Here is a 26,039-nt window from a genome sequence, read left to right as displayed (position 1 = left end):
TTTCACAAAATAATTGACCGATTTTATTATTAATCATAAATTTTTCCAACTTTCAAGTTAATAATTACCAAAATTCAGGGAGAATGATATTCAGGGGATTACAGCATGGCATCAGGGATCGCATACAGGAAATCTGGACAGGGGCATAGGGATATTTGGCCAGGCAGCAGGCCCGCTGAAGCAGCAGCTGTCATGGCAGTTATCCGGGATGGAGTGGTGCATATATCACCCCGGCTTCAGGCCTATCTGAACAGCTGCGACAGCGTCGACCAGTTCCCGGAATTCCTTGCGACAGCCACGCTCAACCATAACCTTGAATTCATAGTGAGGCCTGAGACAGGGAGGGCCACGATAGCCACAGCGCGCATCGGTGAAGGTGAAGTGATTTCCTATGCGACCGGCTCGAAGATCTCAAGGCCGCTGAGGTATTCGAGGCAGATTGATGACTCTGTCCATGTCGTCGGCAGGGGAGCGATAGATCACAGCTGCTCTGACCCCACCTGCATAGTGGATCCCGACACAGACAATCTGGTGGCAAGGAGGGCTATTTTGCCGGGAGAGATAATCAGCTTCAATTACCTGACCACTGAGATGGATATGGCCTCCCCGTTCGTATGCAGGTGCCGTCAGGACAGGTGCAACGGGATTATTGGCGGTTTTAGATACTTGAATGATGTTCAAAGAGCTCAGCTTGCCCAGCGGTTCCCTACTGCTGCTTATCTGCAGAAATACATCTCTCAAAATAGATAGTTTGTTTCTAGATTCAATCAAAAACCATAATATTTATAAAAAAAGGTTTTTTTCTGATTAAAATTATCAGGGAGGTGAAAAAATGGATTTTGAGAATAAAAAAGCTGATTTCAAGGTCATTAAGTCATTCATAGATAATAATTTCCTTCATTTCAACGCAGCAGTTGTCAAAGACGCTGCAAAGGGATATGTGGACCAGCTGAAGAAAGGCAATAAGATGATGATTACCCTTGCCGGAGCCATGAGCACTGCTGAGCTTGGCAAGACACTTGCTGAGATGATCAGGCAGGGCAAGGTCCACGCAATAACCTGCACTGGTGCCAATCTTGAAGAGGATCTGTTCAACCTTGTAGCTCATGATCATTATAGAAGGGTCCCGGATTATAAGGATCTTACACCCGATGATGAACTCCGGCTCCTTGAGAATGGGATGAACCGGGTCACAGACACTTGCATCCCTGAAGAGGAAGCGATGATGGTAATTGACAGGGAGATTGTGGATGAATGGTCAAGGGCAGAGAAATCAGGGAAGAGGATGTTCCCGCATGAATTCATCTATAATATCATCAGGTCCGGAGTGCTTGAAGGGAAGTTCCAGATTGATCCGAAGGATTCGTGGATCATTGCTGCCTGCGAGAAAAATCTGCCCATCTTTGTGCCGGGCTGGGAGGATTCCACTCTCGGCAATTCATTTGTTTCAGAGATCCTGATGAATGATAAGATGACTAAGATTGACACTGTCAGGAGCGGGCTCGAGTACATGCATGCCCTGGTGAACTGGTATTGGGAAAATTCAAAAGACTCAGGGATCGGATTCTTCCAGATCGGTGGGGGGATTGCAGGCGATTTCGCCATCTGTGTGGTGCCGCTGATAAATCATGATCTGCCCAGGCTGAACAGGCCCGCGCAATTGTGGTCATTTTTCTGCCAGATTTCTGACAGCACAACATCTTATGGCTCCTACAGCGGAGCAGTCCCGAATGAGAAGATCACTTGGGGCAAGCTTGGTGTCGATACACCGAAGTTCGTTATTGAGTCAGATGCCACGATAGTTGCACCGCTTATCTTCGCATATGTCCTTGCATCCTGAGTGGGATAAATATCAGGATAAAAGGATAGATTTATATTGGGCTTGTGTTTTGCATCCAGAAAAATCATGGGGTGGAAAAATGGGGGATTTCAGGACAATAAAGAGGTTCATACAGGAAAATTTTCTTCATTTCAATGCAGCTGTTGTCAAGGATGCTGCTGAAGGGTACATTGCTCAGCTGAAGAAAGGTAATCTGATGATGATCACCATGGCTGGAGCAATGAGCACTGCTGAGCTTGGCAAGACACTTGCTGAGATGATAAGGCAGGGCAAGGTCCATGCGATAACCTGCACTGCAGCGAATCTTGAGGAGGATATCTTCAATCTTGTGGCGCATGATTTCTATGAGCGTGTCCCGCATTATCGTGACCTGTCTCCTGATGATGAGCAGGCTCTGCTGGACAGGCACATGAACAGGGTGACAGACACCTGCATCCCTGAAGAGGAGGCCATGAGGAGGATTGAGAAGCAGCTCCATGTCGTCTGGAAGAAGGCAGAGCAGGAGGGCAGGAGGTATTTCCCTTATGAGTTCATCTACCAGCTTATCAAGTCTGGAGTATTGGAGGGATCTTATCAGATTGACCCGAAGGATTCATGGGTGATAGCTGCATGCGAGAAGGATCTCCCGATATTTGTGCCGGGCTGGGAGGACTGCACCACAGGGAATATGTTTGTGGCTGCTGTCAAGCGCGGCGTCATAAAGCGGATCGACACAGTGAAATCAGGCCCTGAGACAATGTCATGGCTTATTGACTGGTACACCGAAAACACAAAGGATAAGAGGATCGGTTTCTTCCAGATCGGAGGCGGCATTGCTGGAGACTTTCCCATATGTGTTGTGCCGCTTATCAGGCAGGACATGGAGACTGAAGTCCCATTATGGAGCTATTTCTGCCAGATATCAGACTCTACAACATCTTATGGATCTTATAGCGGTGCTATCCCCAATGAGAAGATCACTTGGGAGAAACTGGCCATTGACACTCCAAAGTTTGTCATTGAGTCTGATGCCACGATTGTGGCCCCATTGATGTTCGCTTATATCATGGCTGAAGACTGAGGCCACCAAAATATTTAAAAAGGGCTCAGCGAGTTCATCTTTTAGGGAGTTAGGAAGATATGATTTTAGGAGGTTTTGATAATGGCATTTGACAAGAATCTTGACAAGGAATTGTTCGGCGAGACAATAGAGTTTGAGACCACAAAATTGAGGGTCAGTGTTTTCTCTTATAATGACGGGGCGCCTAAGCTTCAGGTCTCAAGGGAGAATCTTCAGCCATCAAATGGTGAGTGGAGATTCAGCAAGCTCGGCAGGATGACCAAGGAAGAGGCTGAGAAAGTGGTCCCTGTGATGCAGAAAGCAATTGGTTCTATGTCCTGAAATTCGTAATCTCAGCGGATTTCATGATGCTAAGAACCGGATCTGGGTTTTTAGCGTGATTTTTTCTTTTGATTTCAGTCATGGCCTGTTCAGTCTATGCCTCTGATATATACTCCCCCCCTTAGTGAGGAGCAATATTTATAAACCAGGGCATACTGTCAGCATTGATGATCAGTCAGCTGGCAGGCATAGGCCTCACAAACGGGGAGGCAAGGATCTATCTGGCCCTGCTGGAACTTGGCCCCACAACAACCGGGCCTATAATAGACAGGGCAGGCATATCCTCATCCAAGGTCTATGAGATTCTCGAGAGGCTCATGAGAAAGGACCTTGTCTCTGAATTCACAAAGAGGCGGACAAGGTATTTCCAGGCTTCAGACCCCAGGAACCTGTTCAGTCTTCTGAAAGCGCAGAAGCTGGAATTGGAGACAAGGGAGCGACAGCTGAAAAGGATCATCCCGAAGCTTGAATCAGGGTATCAGCAGGATCCTGTATCATCTGCGATCATCAAAGGCCAGGAAGGCATCATCTCTTTCCTTGGCAGTCTCAGGAGCAGGAGCTTCCTGATCTTCCTGAAGGATGAATCCCATCTCCCGCTTTTCAGTATGAGGAGGATTGTCAGGTCAGATCGCTCTCTTCCATGCACCACTCTCGTCGCAGATGATCATGTGATACAGCTGGCAGATGATGCAGATGAAGAAGAGCCCTGGATAAATGTGATAAAGAGCAAGGCTCTGGCAGAGCAGTACAGGGGTTATGCAAGATGAGAAAAGAAATGATTCCGACTGTTGTTTCCGCATTTCTTATCCTGTCCCTGGCAACAGCCATATTCCTCTACGGGCCTGGCCTCATCGGCATGGTCACTCTTGAGGGGGGCCAGGAAGACAATTTTGGAGCAGCAGATGATGCAGGAGAGATCTGCCAGATCAGGGATGGCATGATAAGGGTGATTGTCTTATATCACGACGGGCCTGTCCCAGAAGCCGATGTTCCTCCTGGATCACCCGGATCCTTTGAGGCATCATCTCTTGGATTGTCTGGCATGACAGAGGGTATCCAGATGGATATGGGTGCTCTTGAGGAGAAGAAGGCTGACCCCTCAAAGATATCAGAAGACTTGCAGGAGCTCATGGAATCCCAAAAACAGGGATTCATCACAGCAAGCACTGCAGAGGATGAGCATCATTTCAGGCTGATAAGGGCCTCTGCTGCATGGATGTCGCCTTCGTCGATACTTGAGAGGACAAAGGACCCTGATGTGAAGAGGATCGTGCCTGATTATCTTATGAGCATCCAGCTTCAGGAAAGTGTCCCTAAAGTTGGAGCTCCTGACATCTGGAGGATCAACACATCCGGACTGAACACGACTGGCCAGGATATCACAGTCGCTGTCATTGACACAGGGATAGATTATACCCATCCTGAGCTGGGGAATTGCACCCAGGCAGAGTTCCTGTCAGGCTCATGCTCTAAGGTGATTGCAGGTTATGATTTTTACAATGAGGACAGCGATCCTTTTGACGATAATAAGCATGGCACCCATGTAAGTGGGATAATCGCGGCAAATCATTCGCTGAAAGGCATGGCCCCCTCTGCTAAGCTTGTCGCCTTCAAGGTCTGTGACCTGTATGGCTCCTGCCCGACCTCGGACATCATGGAGGCCTTGGATGCGACAGCCGATCCGGATGGTGATGATGACTTCTCTGATCATTATGATATTGCCAGCATAAGCCTGGGAGGCGGTCTGGCAGACGCCGATGACCCATTGAGCCTTGCAGTTGACGCTGCAGTGGAAGCAGGTGTCTTCATATCGATATCTTCTGGGAACAACGGGCCTGGTTATTATACTCTGGGTTCACCTGGCACCTCAAGGCTTGCGATGACTGTCGGGGCTTCATCAAAGGATGATCAGATGGCAAGTTTCAGCTCAAGGGGGCCGACACTGCAGGGCCACATTAAGCCTGATGTCACTGCCCCTGGTGTGAACATATACAGCTCTGTCCCGTCAGGATATGCATATCTCAGCGGCACCTCAATGGCCTGCCCTCATGTCTCAGGGCTGGCAGCGCTTGTCAAGCAGCTTCATCCTGACTGGTCTCCTGCAGAGATCAAGGCAGCGATCAGGGATACTGCCGCAGATATCGGATACAATCTCCTCACTCAGGGTCACGGCAGGATAAATGCATCTGCCCTGATAAATTTCTCAAGACCTCCTGTGGCGGTCATAAAGGATATGGCGACTGCAAAAGGGGATATCGATATCAACGGCACTGCAGGATCATATGATGGCCTCGTCTCATACTCATTGTTCATTGATGATGACTTGTTTGATCCTGACTCTGCCCCTTCTTTCACACTGATAGGCTCAGGGTCATCAGAAGTCCACGATGCTGCACTTGCTTCCATGGATACAGTATCATATGGTTCAGGCCTTCATCTGCTCATGTTTAATGTCACGAACTCCAACACCTCAAGCATTGATTATTACCTGCTGGACATAAAGAACAGCATCATAAGCTATCCTGAGGACAATCAGGTCGTGTCAGGTGTTGTGCCGATAAATGGAAGCACGCTTGAAGGTGCGCAGAACTGGACTCTCAGCATGAAGCAGCATGTATCCCCTTATGCTGTGGTGCAGATAGGGAATGGTACAGGTGGGGTATCAGACAGCACATTCATGGAGCTCAACACATCCCTCTATCCTGACGGGGAATACACTCTCACCCTTTTCTCAGACACTGGCTCTAACTCAGAGAACTCAAGCATTGATTTCCACATCGACAATTATAGACTGATTTATCCGGATAATGATTATAGGGATATCCTGAAAGGCATAGTGAACATCACTGCCTCTTTTGATTCAGGTTTCGGCCAGTTCCGTCTTTATTATCAGCTTAAATATCCAGCAGATATCAACAGGTCAAGTCTCGAAAACTGGACTCTTCTTGCATCAGGGACTCCTTCAGACATGCTTTATGAGTTTGATACCAGGCCTTTCAACAATACCATAATGACACTCCTTCTTGTCACAGAGAGGAGCGGTCTTGTAGGGTGGGATACAGACGAATGGAGCAATCATTTTGATTATTCATTCATCAAGATAAGCAATTATAATCCTATAATGTTTGAAGGCTGGCCGAGACCGCTCGGCAATTATTGGGCCTCGGGCATAGCATCTGCAGAGATTGATGGCAGGCATGTCCTGTTTGTACCGACTTACAGCGGGGCCATGCATGCTTTCCTGCCCAATGGTTCATATCTTCCTGGCTGGCCGGTCTATCCTGGAAGGGTTGATTTTGCGACTCCTGCAATAGATGACATAGACAAGGATGGCATGCCTGAGATAGTGATCATGACGAGCGGAACCGACATGAACAGCAGGGCGGATGTCTATGTATATAATCATGACGGCACAGTGCTTGGCGGATGGCCTCAGCAGCTCTCTTATTACACTGGCTCACAGCCAGTCATCGCAGAGGTCAACCAGGATGGATGGAAAGAGGTGATTGTGCAGGACATGGAGATGGTTTATACCTTTTCCTGGAATGGCACTCTGCTTCACAGCTATGCCTCCCCGATGCAGGACAATCAGGTGCTCTGGGGGAATCCTGGTGTGGCTGACCTGTTCGGTGATGGTAAGAAGGTGATAATCACAGGCACAGAGACTGGCGAGATATTCGTGAATTACCCCAACGGGACTATGCTTCCGGGCTGGCCTGTCGACATCTCTTCCTATGGTTTCAGGTCGACGCCATTGGTGGCAGATATGGATAATGACGGTGTGCAGGAGATAATGATCGGCTCCATAATGTGGCAGGAATCTCTCTTTGCATTTGATCCTTATGGTAACATCCTCCCTGGGGATTGGCCTATCATGACCCAGGCATCTACTCTGGCCACTGCTTCTCTTGCAGACCTGGACAGCGATGGCGATCTTGAGGTTATTTTCGGAAGCGGGGGCATTGCCAAGCCTTATAAGAGGATCTATGCGCTTCATCACGACGGCAGCAATGTTTCCGGCTTCCCGGCAAGCATGGATTATGTGAATACCTGGGTCCAGAGAGGCACTGTCGCTGCTGACTTAGACAATGACGGCCATGTCGAGATCATGTCCACACATCATTTGGGCACGATAAGTGTCTGGAATGATGACGGCACCAGATATGGCCATTATCCTTTCTATCTGGAGTATATCTCAAGCTGGGTGACTCCGCTCATAGGTGATTTCGATAAGGACAATCTCACAGATATGGCCATAGCTTCAGATGACAGCAATCTGATTTATGTCATGACCTTCAACACAACATATAATGAGTCAGGGATGGTGTGGCCGAGGCTTTATTATGATAATTCCAACAGCAATTGGTATGTCGACGACAACGATACAGTCTGGGCAGGCCTTGACAACTGCCCATTTGTTGATAATCAGAACCAATCTGACCTGGACTTAGACCTTATAGGAGATGCCTGCGACAACTGCCCGCCCGTAGCAAACCCTGATCAGTATGATCCTTTGGGGAAGGGAGTGGGCCTGCCATGCTATCCTGTCTACACCAATTTTGAGAACCCAATGTCGAGCAATATAACAGGAATGGACTGGGAGAATGCCACGGGCCTTGTCCTGGGGAATGATAAAGGGATTATCTCTTTCACGCAGGGCATCAACCTGATTGCAGTAAATCTTGATGAGAATGTGAATATAAGCCATAATCATGTCTTTGTCAATTCAACAGTCCATGAGCTGAACAAGAGCGCCAATATCACCCTGCACAATATCACATACACTGATGTTTTTGTCCTTAAGGATGATGCAGTGTGCGCTGACTGCGCAGTCATCTCCCATATCAGCACATCTGTGACATTCAATGTCAGCAGTTTTACTGCATACAGCTTAGGCGGTTGCGGTGATCTTGTCTGTGAGGATTTCGAGCCATGCACTTGCTCTGACTGTTCAGCTGAGGAAAGGTGCAGGACAGATACTGGCGGCTCTCCCTTGGTTCTGAAAGGAGGCGGTTCTCCTTTGGTGCTGAAAGGCGGCGGGGGATCGCTTGCGCCTTCATCAGGGATAGCCCCTGTGAATGACACTGCAGCAGATGAGATGGCTGTCGAAGAGAATGTCTCGGATGAGGTGGAGACAGATGATATATCATCTGACAATGGATTCATGGAGGAGCCTGAGAAGCGGGAGCCTGCTGTTGAAGAGCCTGGGAATCTTGTGGGGAGGATGTTCACAGCCGGGAAAGATATCATGTCAGGCGGATTTCTTGAAGTGAAAGGCATTTATCTCGTGTTGGGGATAATCTTGATTGTTTTTATCTGCGGTTATGCTGTTTTGCGCAGGAAAGATGACAGGAATCCGATGGATAAGACGATAAATAGGCTCCTGAAAGAAAAATAATCATAAAAAATAAAAATTGCAGAATCGCTTATTCAGAATTTTCTTCTGTAGACTCATCAGATTCTTCTTCTGTAGACTCATCAGAATTATCTTCTGTAGACTCATCAGATTCTTCAGGCTCTGATGCAGCAGGTTTAGCTGACTGTGCTATCTCGCTTCCTTTCTGGAGCAGCACGACATTCTGTGCCTGTTTTCCTTTCTCACCTTCTGCAGGATCAAAGGATACACGGTCATTATCTCTTATGAATGTGCCCTTTGCCAGTCCTGTCTTATGCACAAAATACTCGTTGCCGTCTTCTCCTTGTACAAAACCATATCCTTTGGTCCTATTGAACCACTTAACACTTCCTTCCATTTTACTTTCCTCCGAACGCGCCCTTCATGGGCAGTTGGTTCTGCAGAATTGGCTCTCCTTTTTAAATCTTTAGCCTGGATAGGCTCTGTCCAGAATCTCGCTAACGCTTGGGTTAGTGGCTTCAAAGTCCCGGTTATAACCAATTCAAAGCTGACATTTCCCGTAGGGAGCTTCCCCTTTGTCAGCCAGAAAATCGCTCATCCGGACTTTGACCTGATGCCACTAACCTACATTCCGGACAGAGCCGCCTGGATAAGCGCATCCGGATATTATAGAAAGCTCCTGGAATGTCTTGGAACCAGGATAAAGCACTTCATCTTTCACCCAGCTGGGATAATGTGTTATATTCATCTCCCTGCAGTATTCGAAGTTGTGGTTTGGCTCATTCAGGTTGCATTCGACATAATTTATATGCTTGAAAGCCTCCCCGAAGAGGTTTTTCTGGTAGACACAGCCTCCGCAGGTGCTTGAGCCGAACAGCTGCATCCCGGTGCTGGCCAGGCAGATGGCGAAAAGGTCAGTGCTTGTGTAGTTCTCATACTGCACGAGCCCGTTTTCCTCGATTTCCGGGGGCTTGCAGGCTGTAAGGGCCAAAATCAGCATCATCATGGGCATTATCCATTTCATGCCCGAATGGGCTGTATACCCCATTATATAGTTTGTGGAAAAACATATATATTAATGACTCATTTTTCGCCTTATGAAAAAAGGGTTTTTGATAGTCTTCTTGCTGTTTCCTGTTTTTTCCTGTGCGCTCTGTGAACCTCCATCTTCCGGCAATTGGCTGATAAATGAGTCAGTGGAATGCAACGACACTGACATCATCCTCAGAGGCGATCTGACTGTCAACAGCACACTGATACTGAGGAACACAACTCTGCAGATGAATTCATCATCGAACGGCCAGTTCAGGATAACTGTGCTCAACAACTCAGAGCTCTACATACTCAATGATTCAGTCATAGAATCCAACACATCAGCAAGATATGAGTTCCTTGTATTGGAAGGATCACACATAGAGATAATTGATTCAAGGATAAGTGATGCTGGTTATGCAAATGCAAACACGAGATTTGGTTTGGAAGTTTACTCAGACAATAATCTTTTCCTGAACTCTGATTTCATCAACAACTACATGGGTTTGACATTCATTGGAGCAAATAATAACACTGTTGATAATTGCACTATTGCATACAGCGGAGCAGTAGGCCTCCAGATGTTATATGATAATTCTCAGAACAGGATATACAATAATGACATTTACAATTACTCTGATCCTGCCTATGGTTATGGGATTGACATGGAGTTTAATACATCAAATAATAATTTCAGCAGCAATAACATATACAATTTCAAGTATGGGGTATTCTTTTACAGCCAATGCAACGACAACACATTCAATAACAATGAAATACATCACAATGAGGAAGGGTTACATATTGAATCAAGTGAGGGGAATCAATTCTTCAAAGACACAATATCATACAATGAGGATCCTAATGCTGTGATTTTCCAGAGTGATAATACTTACTTTGAAGGATGCGGATTTTATAATGACACAAACCCATATGTTTTTGATAGGACAAATATTCAAGTAGTCAGCAGCAACAACACAATTTTCAACTCGAGCCATATTGGATCACACCTGCCAAACACAATAGCATATTTACTAGATGTTGAAACCAGCCCTGTAACTTACTTCTATGATTCCACCTTCTTTTCCACACAATATTATGCTTGGTTCACTGGAAACAGTGATATCTTTTTCATTAATGGTTCTATACCAACTACTTCCTCTGCTGTGTGGTTTGGAGATGACTTCTCAACAATGTATAGACAATATTATCTGGATGTCCAGGCAAATTATTCAGACAACTATCCTGCTGATAGTACTAACATAAACATAACTGACTCATTTGATTCTCTTGCTCATCAAGGAGTTACAGACTCCCAAGGTCAATTGTCTGATGTCGCCCTAACCTATTTTACAATTAACCATTCCAGTGGATACACTAATTACAATTATGCCTACTACTCCCCTTACACCATCTTCGCATCTAATGGAATCAATGCAGGCAATGACACTATCGGCCTGGCAGGCAACAACCAGTCCTTCATCACATTGTATGACATAACCCCCCCATCAATAACCCTTATCCACCCCATCAACCTCCTGACTGATATCAGGAACATCAGTTTCAGGTTCAGTGTCAATGACACAAGCTCAATAAAAAATTGCTCTCTTTACATCAACAGCACATATCAGTCATCTATCCAAGATCCGGCAACACAGACAACTCTCACAATAAACCAATCCCTGGGCTTAGGCGCTTACAATTGGAGCATCTATTGCATCGACGGATACAACAATTCAGCTTGGTCCAGCACAGCATTCTTCAACATCACTGACCAGGATTCGGATCTGATCATATGGGATGACTCTTCCTCGGCCACTTACCCTAACACGCAGATACACTTTTATGCAGATTATTCCAATCTCAGCGATGGCTCATCAATAAATGACTCGATAGGAGAATGCAGGATCTTATTCGCTGACCTGGATGGCACCATGGCATATGACAACATATCATTGATATATGGATTCAACAGGAGCTTCCCTGCAGAAGGGGATTACAGGTATGATATCGAATGCAACTCAACCATTTTCTTCCCGAGAAGCCTTTCCGGTGATCTCACAGTGAATAAGGAGCCTGTTGTCGAAGGCTCTGGCAGCAGAGGCGGGAGTTCTCCTTTGATGATGAAAGGAGGGACTGGCTCTGACAGCACCACAGGGAGCTATTTCGACCTCAGCGACTCGACTGCAAAGCAGGGCAGTTTCTTCAGGATAAACTTCAACGGCATCACTTATCATCTCAGCCTTCTGAGAACTGATGGGGTGAGCGCTTTCTTCATCCTTGAGGATGAGAGATTCAGCATTGAGAAGGGGGACAGCCTCGCTTATGATATTGACATGGACAGCGAGGAGGACATCATCATCGAGCTTGTTGATATTGTCGGCGACGAAGTCATTCTCAGGATTACGCCTGGAACAGGGGAGATGGATAAGGACCAGAGGATTGCAGAACCTGCTCAGCCAGGCAAGACTCCCCAGGGGAAAGTCGGCACAGGGGTTGTTGATGTCCCTCTGCCCGGACCTGTTCCTGAGAAGGACCCATTGATGGCGATAATCGGCATTGCAGTGATCTTTCTGCTCACGGGATCTGTCGGTTATTATCTGCTGTTCGTGAAGAAGATTGTTTAGCATATATAAATGAGTCTCATAAATTATTTATATGTTCTTTTGCACCCTGCATCGATGGATCATCTCCCTATGAATGATGGTGAAGTGAAACAGCTCAGCCAGGACCTTATGATGGATGACAGCCTGGTCGATAAGCTTTCGGGATATTCTGGATTTGACGTCGGCAAAGATTTATCTGGAGTGGACAATGTCTGCGATTTCCAGAGGCTGAGCAGGAGATTCCTGGAAATTGTCCTCAGGAAGACATCTGACGGATTCACCTCCTCAGGCATCCAGGATATTGACATGTCAAGAGGCCATCTTTTTGTCTCCAATCACAGGGATATTGTCCTTGACCCTGCCTTGCTGAGCCTTGAGCTTGGCAGGCATAAGCATGAGACAGCATTTAACATATTCGGGGACAATCTTGCCGGAGGACTGGCCGGTCATCTGCTGAGGGCGAACAGGGGATATATGCTTGTCCGTTCAGGGTCTGGCAGGGAGAAGGCAGGTTCTTTCAGGGATCTTTCATATTTCATTCTGGATTCAATAGGCCTGGACCATCATGTATGGATTGCCCAGCGGGATGGGAGGGCGAAGGATGGTATTGACAGGACAAACCCCTCGCTCATCAAGCATCTTTATTCTGCGCACAGGGCCATCCCTTTTGATGCCTTTGTCAGCAGGCTGAGCATTGTGCCTCTTGCTGTGTCCTATGAATTCGATCCATGTGAGATGTCAAAGGCCAGGGAACTCTATCTGAGGGACAAGCATGGTTCGTATGAGAAATCAGCCACAGAGGACCTGAAGAGCATCCTGTTGGGATTGACTGATTACAAGGGGAGGATCCATCTCTCATTCGGCACTCCCTTGAAAGGTATGTTTGAGACTCCGAGAGCTGTTGCAGACGAGATTGATATGCAGATAAGATCAGGATATCTCCTTTTTCCGTCAAATCATGATGCTGTCAGGCTTAAGGAAGACCCGCAGGCAGATGTGCCGTTGAAGAGACGCATATCCGAATATCCTGCTGAACTTCAGCCTTTTATTCTGGATATGTATGCCAATCCGGTCTACAGCAAGAGAAGGGCAGACGCAGCCAGGTGATCACTTGGATGACCACTTCTTATATCACTTCTTCTTTTCTTTGTCTCTCATGAATCTTGTGGTTCTCCAGAAATAATCTATGTTGTTCTCATTGTATCTCACAAGATCCATGTCAACATCTGAGGAGCTTGGTACTGATTTCAGCCTTTCATCCACTTTCTGCTTATGCTCTAGCTTCTGCGGATTGGCCTTTTTCTTCTCCTTCCTTCGTTTGGCTCTGGACATATCAGAGAGATTTTTTTAGGTGTTTTATAAATTTTATGGGAAAATATTTAAATAATTGTTTATAAATAGTGATTTATGGCAAAAATGAGGTCAGATGATAGGAATCTTGTGGTTTCCATTATAGTGGCTTTGATAGGCGCAGTTGTCCTGTATTTTTTCTTCATTGAAAGCATAAATGCCTCGTTTGTCCTCAAGATTTTATACTCCTTATTGACTTTTCTCCTGACTTTCATTGTCGTGCTTGGTGTTGAGACCCATTATGATTTCTATTACCGCTGATTCTGGATTATTGCACCCAGATATGACCTGATAATGCGGTTTCAGGTTACACAGCAGAGTCCGGATATATATGGAGTTGTCTTAATATAAATATTTTCTATATAGAAATATAATAAATACACCACTACAAAGTAATAAAAATCCACAAAATATATAAATCCAGATTCCCCTTTCTGGCCAGGTGCAACTATGCTGGACAGATTAAGGAAGATTAGATCAATCAATATTCTCAAGGGGCTCAGGTACAGGTCAGGCCTGTTTGCAGCCTCAAAGAAGCAGGTGAGCACTGGATACAATAAGGCCTGGATAAGGGATAATGTCTATGAAGCCCTGGGGCTGGAGAAGGTCGGCCATAGAAAGTCATTGGTCAGGACTTATAATTCACTGTTTGACATCTTCCTGAAGCATGAGGAGAAGATAGATTGGGCTATCAGGGAGAAGCCTGACCGGGCATTCAAGTATATCCACGCAAGATTTCATCCCCTGACATTCAGGGAGTTCCACGAGGAATGGGGTAACAAGCAGAATGATGCCATCGGCGCTTTTCTTTTCAAGGTCGGTGATCTTCTTGACAGGAATGTCATGGTCATCAGGGACAGGAATGATCTGAGGATATTGGAGAAGCTTGTGAAGTATCTCTGGAGCATCGAGTACTGGCATGATGAGGACAATGGTATGTGGGAGGAGAATGAGGAGGTCCACGCCTCGAGTGTGGGTGCCTGTGTCGCAGGACTCAGGAAGATCAGCAGGTACATATCAGTCCCGAAGGATCTTATTGATGTCGGCCAGCAGGTTCTTGACAGCCTGCTCCCGCATGAATCAGCCACAAAGAAGGTGGACCTGGCGCTTCTTTCCCTGATCTATCCTTACAATATAGCAAACCCGGCGCAGGCCAGGCAGATCCTGAGGAATGTCGAGAGGCATCTTGTCAGGAAGAACGGCGTGATCCGTTACATCGGCGACAGGTATTATAACAATGGCCGCGAAGCAGAGTGGACCATGGGTTTCCCATGGCTCGCTGTGATCTATAGATCGCTTGGTGACCCGAAGAAGCATGGATATTATCTCAGCAAGACCCATGATGTCATGAACTGGAAGATGGAGCTGCCGGAATTGTATTATGGGGATACTTCAAGGCATAATCCCAACTCGCCGCTTGGTTGGTCGCAGGCATTGTATCTGAATGCATTATGATGAACGATTGAATGTGGCTGGATGTAGCCGGATGTGGCCGATTCTGATGATGTAGATTCTGATGACGTTGATCCTGTTGATGTAGATTCTGTTTATGTAAGTCCTGTCAGGCGGGGCTGTTCGGCGTCATGAAGTACAGATGGCCGGAGGACCATTCCGGCAGAAGTGATTCCCATGATCAATCCACCATGATTAATACACCATAATTGATCCATCATGATTGATACATCATGATTGATCAAGTTTAACGTCTATAGACTGGACAGGGATGGTCCCTGTTCCTGAGTTGAAGTCAAAGCACAGCAGGCCGTCTGTTCTTTCAGCTGGATTCACAGGAGGTTCTTCTGTTCCCTTGAATGCAGCAAGGGCGGCCTGGATTGTGTCTTCATCAAGGTTTTCAGTGGGCCAGTATACTGATCCGACATATGCGCCTGCGCATTCATGCCCATTGAGGCATGTTGCTATTGCGCCGAGCATCGCTTCTATTATCTTAGCTTTCTCTGGCGCAGGCTTCTTGCCATAGCCTCCTCTGAGATGTATCTTCTTTATCTCGCTGCCCATGGGATCCAGCAACATCAGCCCTACAGGTGTCGGAGGCTTGTTCCTTCCCTTGACAACGTGGTCGACGATCAGCCATGGACCGTCAAGGATATCTGAAGCCAGTGGATATCTCTCTTCTGTCGGGCAGCAGTCTGAGCAGTATGGCCTGAGCATTGTCTCGAGCTGTCCTGCATTCTCAGCAAAGGAGATTGGAGCATTGAGAAATGTTACTCTGTAGGGTCCGTGCTTGTATGTCTGCTTGTATTTTTGCAGCGAAGGCATGAGCCGGAAGGGATTGGGGAGGGGTATAAAAACTTTTTGACATCCTGTGGATTTTTGAGAAGTTTTTTATATACCCTTACTCATTTTCAGGTCATGCAGAAAGAGCTGGTGCAGAGAAGGTATAGGCTGGTGTTCTACAACACACTAATTATGGGAGTGATCTTCCTGATGGTGATCATCATCTCTGTGCTCCAGGGCCTTCCCTGGCATCTAGGCCTGATTGTCGTGCTTTTCTATGTTGCAGCAGGATCCATCATGGTTCTGTCTGCAAGAAAGAGATTTCTGAAAGAATAAGAAATAAATTATTTCTTCTTCATAAGTGCCGCTATGATGAATGCTATGATCACGATGAGCACCAGTTCAGCAAGCACAATCAGCGCTATGAAGCCGTACTTGTCTATGAATGTCTCTTGTGCCTGTGAGTAGAAGATGGGCTGCACTGTCGTTGTCTCTGTCTTTGTGACAGGAGGCTCAACTACAATCTCATCCTCTTCCTCCTCTTCTTCCTCTTCCTCTTGGACAGCTGCGCACTTGTTGACATTCAGCACAATGTCCTCATTCTCAACAGAGTCGCCGTCATCATACTTGACTTTGACATTGATTGCATAGGCGCCTGCCGGGGTGTTCTCTGGGATGCTGAGGAGATATGTCCTTGTTATCCTGCTGTCGTCGCCTGCATCTGCATCGAGGTCAAATGAGTCTGTCTCTTTGATGTTCAGCTGAGTATTGTATATCTCGACATCCACATCCTCATCTTCCTGCCCTATGTTCACAAGTGTCAGGGAAAGCCTCGTGTCCCTGTTGCAGGAGAGCGTGTCTGTGTCAAGGCTCAGTGTCTTGACAGCCATGTCATGCTTGTCCTTGCTGACCTCTATTGATTCTGTGACTGAGTCTGAGAAGTCTGTGCCGTTCTCATATTCCCCGTCTATCTCGATGACAACATCATAATCCCCTTCCTCTGCTTCCAGCGGTATGGTGAATGTGAAATCGGTATCCTTGTCCCTTCCGGGCCTTATCGAACCAGAGACCTCGCTGTCCTCATCCAGGTCATCACCATCGTCGATCCCTTCTATGGTAACTGTCACATCGATGTCCTCAAGATCCTGTGTGGCACTGCTGGGATTCTCTATTGTGACTGTGATGTCCAGGCTCTCCCCTGGCTTCAGGTCATCCTCGTCGATATCGACATCGATCGAGTACTGCGCAAGGCAGGCCGTAGGGTATAATAATAGTACCAGAAAAGTAAGTATCAAAAGTTTCGTTCTCAATTGAGACACCCCCTGCTTTTTTTGGATTTTTATATTTTTATTTTCTGTTTGTATGATTTCCTGGTAGTAAGCAGGTAGAAAATAAAAAACTTTTGTCACATAGCATAAGTTACTAAGATGATCATATCAGATTGTTTTCCTTGTCCGTCCTTGCCCAGTATCCATATTTATCTATCATTATTCCCTCTTATGGGTTATATTTATCCATCTTTATCTGTCATTATCCACCCTCATCCACCAATATCAAACCTCATCCACCAATATCAATCCTGATTCATCATGATTTATCCGATTTATCCTGATCCATAAGATATCTATTGTTAGGATTGTTGGATTGCTGGATGAAGAGGATGAAGAACGTCCCTGAAGATATTATTGTCATCGGCAGTGACATGGATTTTTTTGGAAAGTTTTATAATATGATCTGCTTGAAATGAGTATTCACTGATGCTTGACGACGCTTTGTTATCCTGATTTTCTGTGATTTGAAATATACACTGCCCGATAACAAAGTATTTATACCCGTTCAGGTTCCTAATCACTCAGTTGTTAGTTTGGGTTGGTCACATAACAGTTAATATTCATCAGGAAATTTCAGTCAAAAAGAGAGCAAAAAGAGAGAGGTGATAGGAAAAGCTAGAATTAGCTGGGTGGTTAAGATAAGAATGCATAAGAGGGTTGGTTATCTGAATTCTAATCTGTTAGTGAATCACATATTCAAGAGCTTCCAGAGAGCAAATTCTGTTCCTGAGTACCCGTTTGCGGATCTTGATTTCGACAGTCTTGACAGTGAGCAGTTTTTGCTGGAGTTTCATACTCTCTTCGATATGCAGACATACGTCTGTATATAAACCAACTTATGTTGGCTAAAAACCAAATGGAGGTAAACAAAATGAAGAAAGCATTGACAATATTGATGGCTGCCTTGCTTTTGGTTGTGCCAGGAGTCCTTGCAGGTATCAATTGGACAGGCCCAATCAACGGATCAGGTGCCACAGCTGGCAATGTCAGCCCTATAATTGAAGATTGGTTCCTCGTATTCCCATACGACTACCCAAGCTACAATGGTAGGAACAGCGATTGGCCAGAGTATGAGTATGCATTTACAGGAGAAGTCCTGCACTTGTATGCAAAGGTTTCAGACACAACAATATACGATGTTGAGAACATGGATGTTGATGCAATGTTGACATGGTATGATGGAGTCTTATCTGGAGCGATTCAGATGGACAATGATCTTACTGGAGTGGCAGTTCCGGTCGGAACACCAGGAAGCGCAGGATATCAGTCAAACGTGATTGACGCAGTCCAGATGTACATGTGCTCAGGCACAGGAGCCACATATGACTCAGCAACCGGAAGGTACTGGGCTCAGTTCTGCGGTGACTACATTGTCCAGGCAAACAGGGTCGGTCTAGGATTCTGGGATGTCAGGGCAACAGATCCGGCAATGAATGTCGGTACATTGGATCTTGCGACATCAGTCCACCCATTGTACGAGAATGTCAACAACCTATTGTCCAATCCGACAATCCTGTTGACTGCAAACTCAGGGCTCAGCTTCACAGGAGTGCTTGTCAACCAGTACAATGACGCAGATACCTATCCGATTGTCGTCACCTTGAACACAGATGATGATGAGGAAGGACAGGGTATCATCGGTGACTTGTTCATGGCTGCAACAAACATGATCGGCGCAACCTTCCCGACTGATATAATCTATGCACACAATATCAGGGTCAAGAAGGATGCATCCGGCGTGTGGACCAACCTGCAGGACAATGCATACGGCACAATGCCTACTGCATGGACCCTCATCGATACTGAGGTTGCGACAGATGGCGTAGGTTACAGCGAGCAGTTCTATTTCGAGCTGTGGTACGCTGCAAACCACATTGACAGCCAGTTCATCGGCGGCGATCTGTGGTTGTTGTACACCATCTACTAAGACCTGTGAATAATTTTTTATTTTTTTTCTTTTAAAAAAAAGACCGAAGAGAGAATAACTTTTTTTCTGGTTCCTTTTTCCTATCAGCGCTGCTATCCTGTCACGGGCATGGAGATTTCTTGATTCCGAATGGATGCGATTTTGCTGATGCATGAATTTAAAGCCAAATCTGCGAAGCAGATTTGATAAGCAAACTCTGCTCAAATAGATCTGAATCTTAGGAGGGTATCAGGGTGGGATCATCTGAACAAAAAGTTCTGAACAAGAAGTCCGAAATTAGGACTGGGATTCTGATTTCATTCTTTTTTTTCGTCACATCTTTGAGACAACAAAACCCCTGAATTCTGGCTTTATAGCCTGTATGAAGCCGCAATCTTTAAATAGAACTAAATTTCCCCTAATAAGTACTAACATCACGTATTATTTTATTAGTGGTTAATTGGGGGTCGGAAGATATGAAAAGCCTTGTGATATACATAATCGCTGTAGCAGCGATCCTGCTGATGAACATCGGGTTCTCCGCAGGTACAATCGTGGATTTTCCTGGGCCGGATGGTTCAGCGAATGTGACAACAGGAGAAGCTAATCTGTTGAGCTTCATGACTTTCTATCCGTTGGGTGAAGGATACGAATTGAGGAACTATGTCTATCCTTATTATGAATACACATTTGAAGGTGACGTGATCCATTTCGGCGCAGAGTGCGATGAGCAGAGCGTGTATGAGGCTGAGAACCTTGATGTGGATGTAGAGATAGACTGCCCGTGCGCAGGCGGAAGATGCAAGGAGTATGCCCAGCTCTATTTCGTGACAGGAAGCGGTGTCACTTACAATGAGCTCACCAACAGGTATGAGGCCCATTACTCCGGCGATTTCACGACTCCGGATGTGAATGAGATGCAGGGCAACTGCATCCTGGGTGTCAGGATGACAGATCCCTCAAATACAGTCGGCTTCGATGATCTCTCTGATCCGATCTATGAGAATGTCAATGACCTCCTCATCAATCCGAACATCGACTTTAACGTAAACTACGGCCTTGATTTCGTCGTCACATACAACGAATGGAACAAGAACATCCATTATCCTGTCTCAGTGACGCTGAACACGAACGATGACAGGGAAGGGCAGGGCATAATCGGCAATCTGAGCATGAGGGCTACAAATCTGGTAGGTATCCATTATCCTGAGGACATAATCCTCCCCAGTGACATCAGATGGAAGAGGACACAGGAGGAATGGAACTACTTGGATATTGACGAGAACCAGTTCGTCCTGCTCCAGGAAGACATGGAGACCGACGGCGGTGCAGGCTACAGCGAACAGCTCTATTTCGAGCTCTGGTTTGCAGCAGACCATTATGACACCCAGTATGAAGGTGCCACTCTTTATTTCCTGCTGGAGATATTTTAGGCTGCAGCATCATTTCAGAAAGTTTTTTAAATTTTTTTACTGCTATTTTTCTGATTTTTTTCCAGGAACATGTCATGGAACCTTTTATCCGTGTTTGGGGTGAATATCCAAACTTTTGTCCGGCGTCGATGACTACACTGTTCATTATATAAACATAACTGGAAACCTTTTTATATTCTGGTGTATTCCCTTTATCGTCTCAAAATTTAAGAAATTGGGGCTGATTTGGGGGATTGAATGTGGTATTGGAAAAACATGTGGTTAAACTCTTCTGTAGCGTGCTTTCATATACTAATTTTTCCCATGAGATGATCTTTAGAATGAACTTGATTGGCCTGATTAGGAAGGACTCATTCTTATCCAAAGAACTAAACCTGGAGGTGTTTTAATGTACGGAAGTAAGACGAGGGCTGAGGTGATAGCGCTCGACAATCCCTATCCTGTGGACATGTGGGGACAGATCAAGGATACCGCTTCATCGATAGCAGGTTCGATAGCAGACACCATATCAAGACCTTTTCAGAAGATGTACCAGAATTTTGCTGAAAGGCAGTTGGAGAGGTTTGTCGATGGATACAACAGGTTGAACCCTGATGGGACCATCGGAGCATCAGCTGCAGCTGTCATGGAGAACATAGATTCCATCGTGGCATTCTATACAGATGCTGAAAACACAAGAGCCAACATCAAGAAATCGAGGCTTCAGGCATTGAATCCTCTTTATCCTTACAGGATGAATTTCCATAAGCAGAGGGAGATCGCTCTTGGACTGAAGGAGCTCAGGGATGCCTATGGGGAGCATAGCACACTTTCATCAGTTGAGACAGCAGACATCATAGGCCATTCGAGATCAAAGCAGGCAACCGCTGCCCTGAAGCAGTATGCTGTCGGAGCTGGCATCGCGCAGGCAGAGACTGTCTCTGATCTGGCAGAGACCGGCGAGCATAAGGTTCTCGGTCTTTCAGTCTATGGAGCTGACGCAAAATATCAGGGCACAGAAGGCGCAGCTGCAAATGCATGGAAGAGGAACCTTACCCGGTCATCAGAGATCAACGCATTCGCATTCGATGGTCTCGCTGTCACAGCAGGTGCAGGTTATATCGCCTCAAGGCTCGGCATCAGGGCTACGCTTGGCGGTGTCTCTTATGCCACTGACTCTGATTTTGCGAATGTTGCAGCAGGCGCTGCAATGACACTCGGAGCGACTGTCGCCGTGTCATACGTGCAGAACAGGATGAAGAGCAAGGCCTTGGAAGCAGAGCTGTCAGGGGACATAAAGAAGAGCAGCAGGCTCCAGCTGGGTTCTGAGATATTGGGGATAGGTTTGGCAGGATATTTCATGGGCAGCATCGGAGGCAATGCTTTCGCTCAGGATTCTGAGCCATTGACAGATACATCTGCAATAGCTGATACGGGAGCAAAACCAATTGTCAGCCAAGCAGTTACTGACCTAACAGCAACAACTGCAGAACCAACAGCAACAATCACAATTGATGTACCAACCACAGCATCGGATGCTGAACCCACACCTTCGACAGATGACAGCATACGATACGATCCGGAGACAAGAACTGTGACGAATATAACCGCGGAATCGCCGGCTGTGCAGAATCTGACACCACCGGCCACGGATACAGCAGTTATTGGAAGTGCATCTATGGATACATCAGATACATCATCTGGTTTGAGTAGACCGGTAATTGATACTGTTGTAGTGGCAGACAAAGCAACAACGCCGGTTATTGAGACCCAATCTTTTGAGACATCTCCGGCATATGCAGGTGTTTCTATCGTCGCTGACATAGTGCAGACACCGCAGGTTGAGGGACCTGTCTCTTCAGAGACAGTTGTTCCGGCAGATGCTGCTGTAGCATCCCAGGCCCCTTTGACATCTGGATCAGATATGGATCCGGATATCGAAAGGCTGATAAGCAAGACCTGGACCAGGGATGAGACAAGCATGAGGATCGGATTTGACACAAAGGATCCTGATCTCTATAATGGCATCTGGAAGTACGGCGCAGACAGCCACAGTATCGAGATCCAGCTGACAGAGAATCTGAATGCAGAGACAGATCTCGTCAGGATATTATGGGATTCAGACGGAGACAAGAGAGTGGATACAAGCGCATTCCTGCTGAGGACAGATGATGGGAAATATGTATATTCAAATGATTCTGTTGATTTCTCGTCGACATGCTTCCAGATAGGTGCTGTCAGGGGGGAGGATCTGGAATTCATGCATGGCGGTAAATTGAGGATGGAATTCGATTATATCGCTTCAATCAAGCATGGAAGCTGCCTGCCTGGATACACCAGACCTGTACTGCCTGAGAGCGCTGAGACTATTGTAGTGACTCCGGAAGCTCCCGCTGAAGACACAGCAATTGCAGTGACTCCGGAAGCTCCCGCTGAAGACACAGCAATTGCAGTGACTCCTGAAGTTCCTGCTGAAAGCTCAGCGATTGCAGTGACACCGGAGGCTCCCGCTGAAAACACAGCAATCGCACAAGGCGAGCCTGAGAAGCTAGTCATAAAATTTGAAGAACCACAGAATATAATTCCAGAGCCGATTGTGCCTGTGAAGCCTGCAATAGAGTACAACCCGAACCTCATCCCAGGGGATAACATCCAGTTCATCACCTCAGAGGAGAACGCGGTTCTGACACTAGAGACACCGGGTGTGAAGGGAGATTATCAGATCCTTCATGTCAGGGAGCTCCAGCAGGCCACTGTCATGGCCAATGCCGGGCTTGAGGCAGCTATTGCAGACGGCCATAAATACCATTCCACATCCGAGGATTTGAGCACCTTCTTCGAGATGGATGGAAATAAGCTTGTCCAGGTCACCCCGTTCAAGGATGCTCCTGCGCAGGGCTTGGATCATCTCACGCATGTCTATGACATCGCGATAAGGGTCGATCACGAGAACCGGTATGACACACTGCATCTCCTGGTGGAAGTGGGAGACAAGGCCAAGGAGATGGATTCTCTTGTCGACAAGGATAGGGGATGGTGGCATGGGTCTGTATGGCCTAAGGGGAAGGACTTCGAAAGCCCGGATTATGTGCAGATAAGGCACAACGACCTTCTGACATTCAGGTCAGAGTCAGTTGATGAGTTCAGGCTGTTCGAGTTCAATTCCGACTACAATTCCATGGAAAGCTCTGTTCTTGAGGAGGCTACCCTCATCAAGGACGGGAAGCATCTTGATGCCATTGTCGGAGAGCCTGAGAAAGGTGTAGAGCCTTACTGCGATGAGCTTGCTGGGCATAAGATCCAGTTCAAGTTCGACAAGGTCAGGCCTGGTGAATCAGTTGCTGGTGATCATCCTAATGAGTATGTCATGATGGGATATGATTATGACGACAAGGGCAATGTCATTGACATATCCAGGGTTGGTGTCGGCGTAGGCAGGCAGAGCCATGAGCTCGCTGCATTCCTCGCAGGCATGGGCCTCGGATGGATGGGCGGCCATTACTGGGATGATTGGTTCCCTGTAGGGGGAGAAAATGCCCCTGGCAGGGGCGGTGGCCCAGGTGATCCGCGCGGAGGCGGCGGAGGCCAATGATTTTTTTATTTTTTCAATTATTCGGATTGTCCGATAATGCTAGGAGGGTTTGAAAAGATTCGAGGGGGTTTAAAAAATGAACAAAAAATTTGGCGTGATTACGATATTGATTTGTTGTTGGCTGATCTTGGCGACAGCTGTCTCAGCATACCCTGTGACTTTCAGGATCCATGGAAACCAGGGGCCTTTCCATACCTATGTGGATATGGGCGGTTTGAATCATTATGAACTGTACGGGAACCCTAACCAGTATTCCATATCAGGTTCCGGTTCCATGACGATTCCGGAATTTGACTATGACGAATGCTTCGTCTCCCATGCTTACTACAACTATGTTGATGGAAGCACAGGGAACGGACCTTGGAACTACAATGTAGATTTCGCCAAGGAGTCCAATTGTCATTCTAACATAAACTCGATGAGCCTATCTGATTACACGATAAACCTGGGTGAATCTGTAGTTGTCTATGTGACAGTGGATTCTGTATTCGATTTTCACGCTGGCGGACCGCAATATGCCCCCATGGCGATCCAGCAGCATTACTCAAATGATGTCAGAGTGGAGTTCTATGTCAACTCTGAGACCGTTCCACGCCAGGTCCAGACTGTTAATGTAGGATGGAGCTCTTCAAACAATGTGCAGTTTACCTTCACCCCCGGGGAAACAGGCACATACTCACTCAAGATCAGGACAATTGTAAGGAACTCCGAGAACTGCGAATGCTCTGGATCCTCTGAAGACATTGAGGTCAGGACACTTGAAGTGATTGGTGATGTAGAGTGCTACAATAATGCCGACTGCTTTGATTTCAACCCATGCACAGATGATGTATGTATGAATCCGGGAACAGCCAACTCTTACTGCCAGTACTATAACAATAACGACCCGTGCAATGACGGCCAGTGGTGCACAGTCAATGACCAGTGCAGCGGAGGCTGGTGCCAGGGAAGCGCAAGGGATTGCGGTGATGCTGTAAGCTGCACAGTCGATACTTGCAACGAGGCTCTCGACAGGTGCGATCACAACCCGGACAATGCGCTGTGCAATGACAATAATGTCTGCACCAATGATGTCTGCAGTCTTGTACAGGGCTGCATATATTCTTTCAACTCCAATCCGTGCAATGATGGCCAGTGGTGTACAGTGAATGATTATTGTAGTGTAGGATCATGCCATTCGGGCAATGCAAGGAACTGCGCTGATATGGTGAACTGCACAGTTGATTCATGCAATGAGGCTCAGGACAGATGCGACCATCTGCCGAATAATGATTTGTGCGATGATAATGATATCTGCACAGCAGACAGCTGCGACATTGCAAAAGGATGCCTTTATATGAGTGTCCCGAATGACTGCGGTTCTTTCGAGTGCGGCGACTCACCGAGCGGATGCTATTACTGCGGCGACTGCCCTCCTGGTGAGGTATGCATCAACGGCTATTGTGAAGAAGAAGAGATAGAATGCTACAATGATGCTGACTGTGCTGACTCAAATGTCTGTACAGACGATGCCTGCATAAACCCCGGCACACCTCAATCCTACTGCCAATACACAAACAATAACGACCCGTGCAATGACGGCCAGTGGTGCACTGTGAATGACTACTGCAGCGGTGGTTCTTGTCATTCTGGTCCTGCCAGGGATTGTTTTGATGGTGTTTCATGCACTGTCGATTCTTGTAATGAGGTGCAGGACATATGCGACCACACTCCGGACAATGCGCTGTGCAATGATGATAATATCTGCACAGACGATGTCTGCCATGTGATTCTTGGTTGCCAGTACAACAATAACAATGATCCATGCAGTGACGGCCAGTGGTGCACAATCAACGACCAGTGCGCAGGCGGCTCATGCCAATCAGGACCTGCAAGGGACTGCAGCGATGCAGTGGGATGCACAGTCGACACATGCAACGAAATCTTCGACAGGTGCGATCATAATCCTAATGATGCTTTATGCGACGATCAGGATATCTGCACAGTCGATAATTGTCA

20 protein-coding genes are annotated in these 26,039 nt (G+C 46.7%); 15 read left to right on the top strand and 5 right to left on the bottom strand.

The annotated features are described in order from the left end of the window. Positions 1 to 105: 105 nt before the first annotated feature. From JW968_03385 to JW968_03360, 6 genes are all read left to right on the top strand, one after another. A complete protein-coding gene (locus JW968_03385) occupies positions 106 to 750 on the top strand; it encodes a hypothetical protein (protein ID MBN1385996.1) in 645 nt (214 codons plus the stop codon). 82 nt (positions 751 to 832) lie between these two features. After that, positions 833 to 1,840, top strand: a complete 1,008-nt coding sequence (locus JW968_03380) for a deoxyhypusine synthase family protein (protein ID MBN1385995.1) — start codon at positions 833 to 835, stop codon at positions 1,838 to 1,840. 79 nt (positions 1,841 to 1,919) lie between these two features. Continuing rightward, positions 1,920 to 2,900, top strand: a complete 981-nt coding sequence (locus JW968_03375) for a deoxyhypusine synthase family protein (GenBank protein ID MBN1385994.1) — start codon at positions 1,920 to 1,922, stop codon at positions 2,898 to 2,900. An 81-nt stretch (positions 2,901 to 2,981) separates the two neighbouring features. Next, the gene (locus JW968_03370) at positions 2,982 to 3,221 is read left to right on the top strand and encodes a hypothetical protein (protein MBN1385993.1); all 240 of its coding nucleotides are present in this window, start codon (positions 2,982 to 2,984) and stop codon (positions 3,219 to 3,221) included. A 167-nt stretch (positions 3,222 to 3,388) separates the two neighbouring features. Then, positions 3,389 to 3,988: a helix-turn-helix domain-containing protein gene (locus JW968_03365; protein MBN1385992.1), complete on the top strand. Its 600-nt coding sequence runs from the start codon at positions 3,389 to 3,391 to the stop codon at positions 3,986 to 3,988. Beyond that, the gene (locus tag JW968_03360) at positions 3,985 to 8,619 is read left to right on the top strand and encodes a S8 family serine peptidase (GenBank protein ID MBN1385991.1); all 4,635 of its coding nucleotides are present in this window, start codon (positions 3,985 to 3,987) and stop codon (positions 8,617 to 8,619) included. Before JW968_03365 ends, JW968_03360 begins: the two co-directional genes overlap by 4 nt. Before the next feature lie 28 nt (positions 8,620 to 8,647). On the opposite strand, the gene JW968_03355 is transcribed toward JW968_03360, so the two are convergent. Further along, a complete protein-coding gene (locus JW968_03355; protein MBN1385990.1) occupies positions 8,648 to 8,974 on the bottom strand; it encodes a cold shock domain-containing protein in 327 nt (108 codons plus the stop codon). Positions 8,975 to 9,196: 222 nt separating this feature from the next. Beyond that, a complete protein-coding gene (locus tag JW968_03350) occupies positions 9,197 to 9,601 on the bottom strand; it encodes a hypothetical protein (protein ID MBN1385989.1) in 405 nt (134 codons plus the stop codon). Between the two features lie 73 nt (positions 9,602 to 9,674). Here JW968_03350 and JW968_03345 point away from each other — a divergent pair, with 73 nt between their 5' ends. Both JW968_03345 and JW968_03340 read left to right on the top strand, forming a co-directional pair. Next, positions 9,675 to 12,236 (top strand): right-handed parallel beta-helix repeat-containing protein, encoded by a 2,562-nt coding sequence (locus JW968_03345; GenBank protein ID MBN1385988.1) that lies wholly within the window; start codon positions 9,675 to 9,677, stop codon positions 12,234 to 12,236. A gap of 54 nt (positions 12,237 to 12,290) precedes the next feature. After that, positions 12,291 to 13,322, top strand: a complete 1,032-nt coding sequence (locus JW968_03340) for a 1-acyl-sn-glycerol-3-phosphate acyltransferase (GenBank protein MBN1385987.1) — start codon at positions 12,291 to 12,293, stop codon at positions 13,320 to 13,322. Positions 13,323 to 13,346: 24 nt separating this feature from the next. Here JW968_03340 and JW968_03335 read toward each other — a convergent pair whose 3' ends face one another. Beyond that, positions 13,347 to 13,547, bottom strand: a complete 201-nt coding sequence (locus JW968_03335) for a hypothetical protein (GenBank protein MBN1385986.1) — start codon at positions 13,545 to 13,547, stop codon at positions 13,347 to 13,349. 75 nt (positions 13,548 to 13,622) lie between these two features. Between JW968_03335 and JW968_03330 the strand changes: the two genes are divergently transcribed. After that, positions 13,623 to 13,826, top strand: coding sequence for a hypothetical protein (locus JW968_03330; protein MBN1385985.1), 204 nt, complete (start codon positions 13,623 to 13,625; stop codon positions 13,824 to 13,826). A 189-nt stretch (positions 13,827 to 14,015) separates the two neighbouring features. Continuing rightward, on the top strand, positions 14,016 to 15,020 hold the full coding sequence (locus JW968_03325) for a glycoside hydrolase family 15 (GenBank protein MBN1385984.1): 1,005 nt from the start codon (positions 14,016 to 14,018) through the stop codon (positions 15,018 to 15,020). Between the two features lie 228 nt (positions 15,021 to 15,248). Here the strand turns inward: JW968_03325 and JW968_03320 are convergent, their stop codons facing one another. After that, a complete protein-coding gene (locus tag JW968_03320; protein ID MBN1385983.1) occupies positions 15,249 to 15,842 on the bottom strand; it encodes a hypothetical protein in 594 nt (197 codons plus the stop codon). A gap of 93 nt (positions 15,843 to 15,935) precedes the next feature. Between JW968_03320 and JW968_03315 the strand changes: the two genes are divergently transcribed. After that, a complete protein-coding gene (locus tag JW968_03315) occupies positions 15,936 to 16,136 on the top strand; it encodes a hypothetical protein (protein ID MBN1385982.1) in 201 nt (66 codons plus the stop codon). 8 nt (positions 16,137 to 16,144) lie between these two features. On the opposite strand, the gene JW968_03310 is transcribed toward JW968_03315, so the two are convergent. Then, a complete protein-coding gene (locus tag JW968_03310; protein ID MBN1385981.1) occupies positions 16,145 to 17,110 on the bottom strand; it encodes a hypothetical protein in 966 nt (321 codons plus the stop codon). An 892-nt stretch (positions 17,111 to 18,002) separates the two neighbouring features. Here JW968_03310 and JW968_03305 point away from each other — a divergent pair. The 4 genes from JW968_03305 to JW968_03290 form a co-directional block, all read left to right on the top strand. After that, positions 18,003 to 19,058 (top strand): hypothetical protein, encoded by a 1,056-nt coding sequence (locus JW968_03305; GenBank protein ID MBN1385980.1) that lies wholly within the window; start codon positions 18,003 to 18,005, stop codon positions 19,056 to 19,058. Between the two features lie 455 nt (positions 19,059 to 19,513). After that, positions 19,514 to 20,470, top strand: a complete 957-nt coding sequence (locus JW968_03300) for a hypothetical protein (protein ID MBN1385979.1) — start codon at positions 19,514 to 19,516, stop codon at positions 20,468 to 20,470. Between the two features lie 388 nt (positions 20,471 to 20,858). After that, a complete protein-coding gene (locus tag JW968_03295) occupies positions 20,859 to 24,041 on the top strand; it encodes a hypothetical protein (protein ID MBN1385978.1) in 3,183 nt (1,060 codons plus the stop codon). 76 nt (positions 24,042 to 24,117) lie between these two features. Beyond that, positions 24,118 to 26,039 (top strand): hypothetical protein (locus tag JW968_03290; protein ID MBN1385977.1); only part of this gene is annotated, 1,922 nt, incomplete at its 3' end.

The sequence above is a fragment of the Candidatus Woesearchaeota archaeon genome (assembly GCA_016928155.1).
In the GTDB taxonomy this organism is placed as follows: domain Archaea; phylum Nanobdellota; class Nanobdellia; order Woesearchaeales; family JAFGLG01; genus JAFGLG01.
The sequence above is the reverse complement of the archived record's forward strand: the minus strand, read 5'-3'. Positions and strand labels throughout refer to the sequence as shown.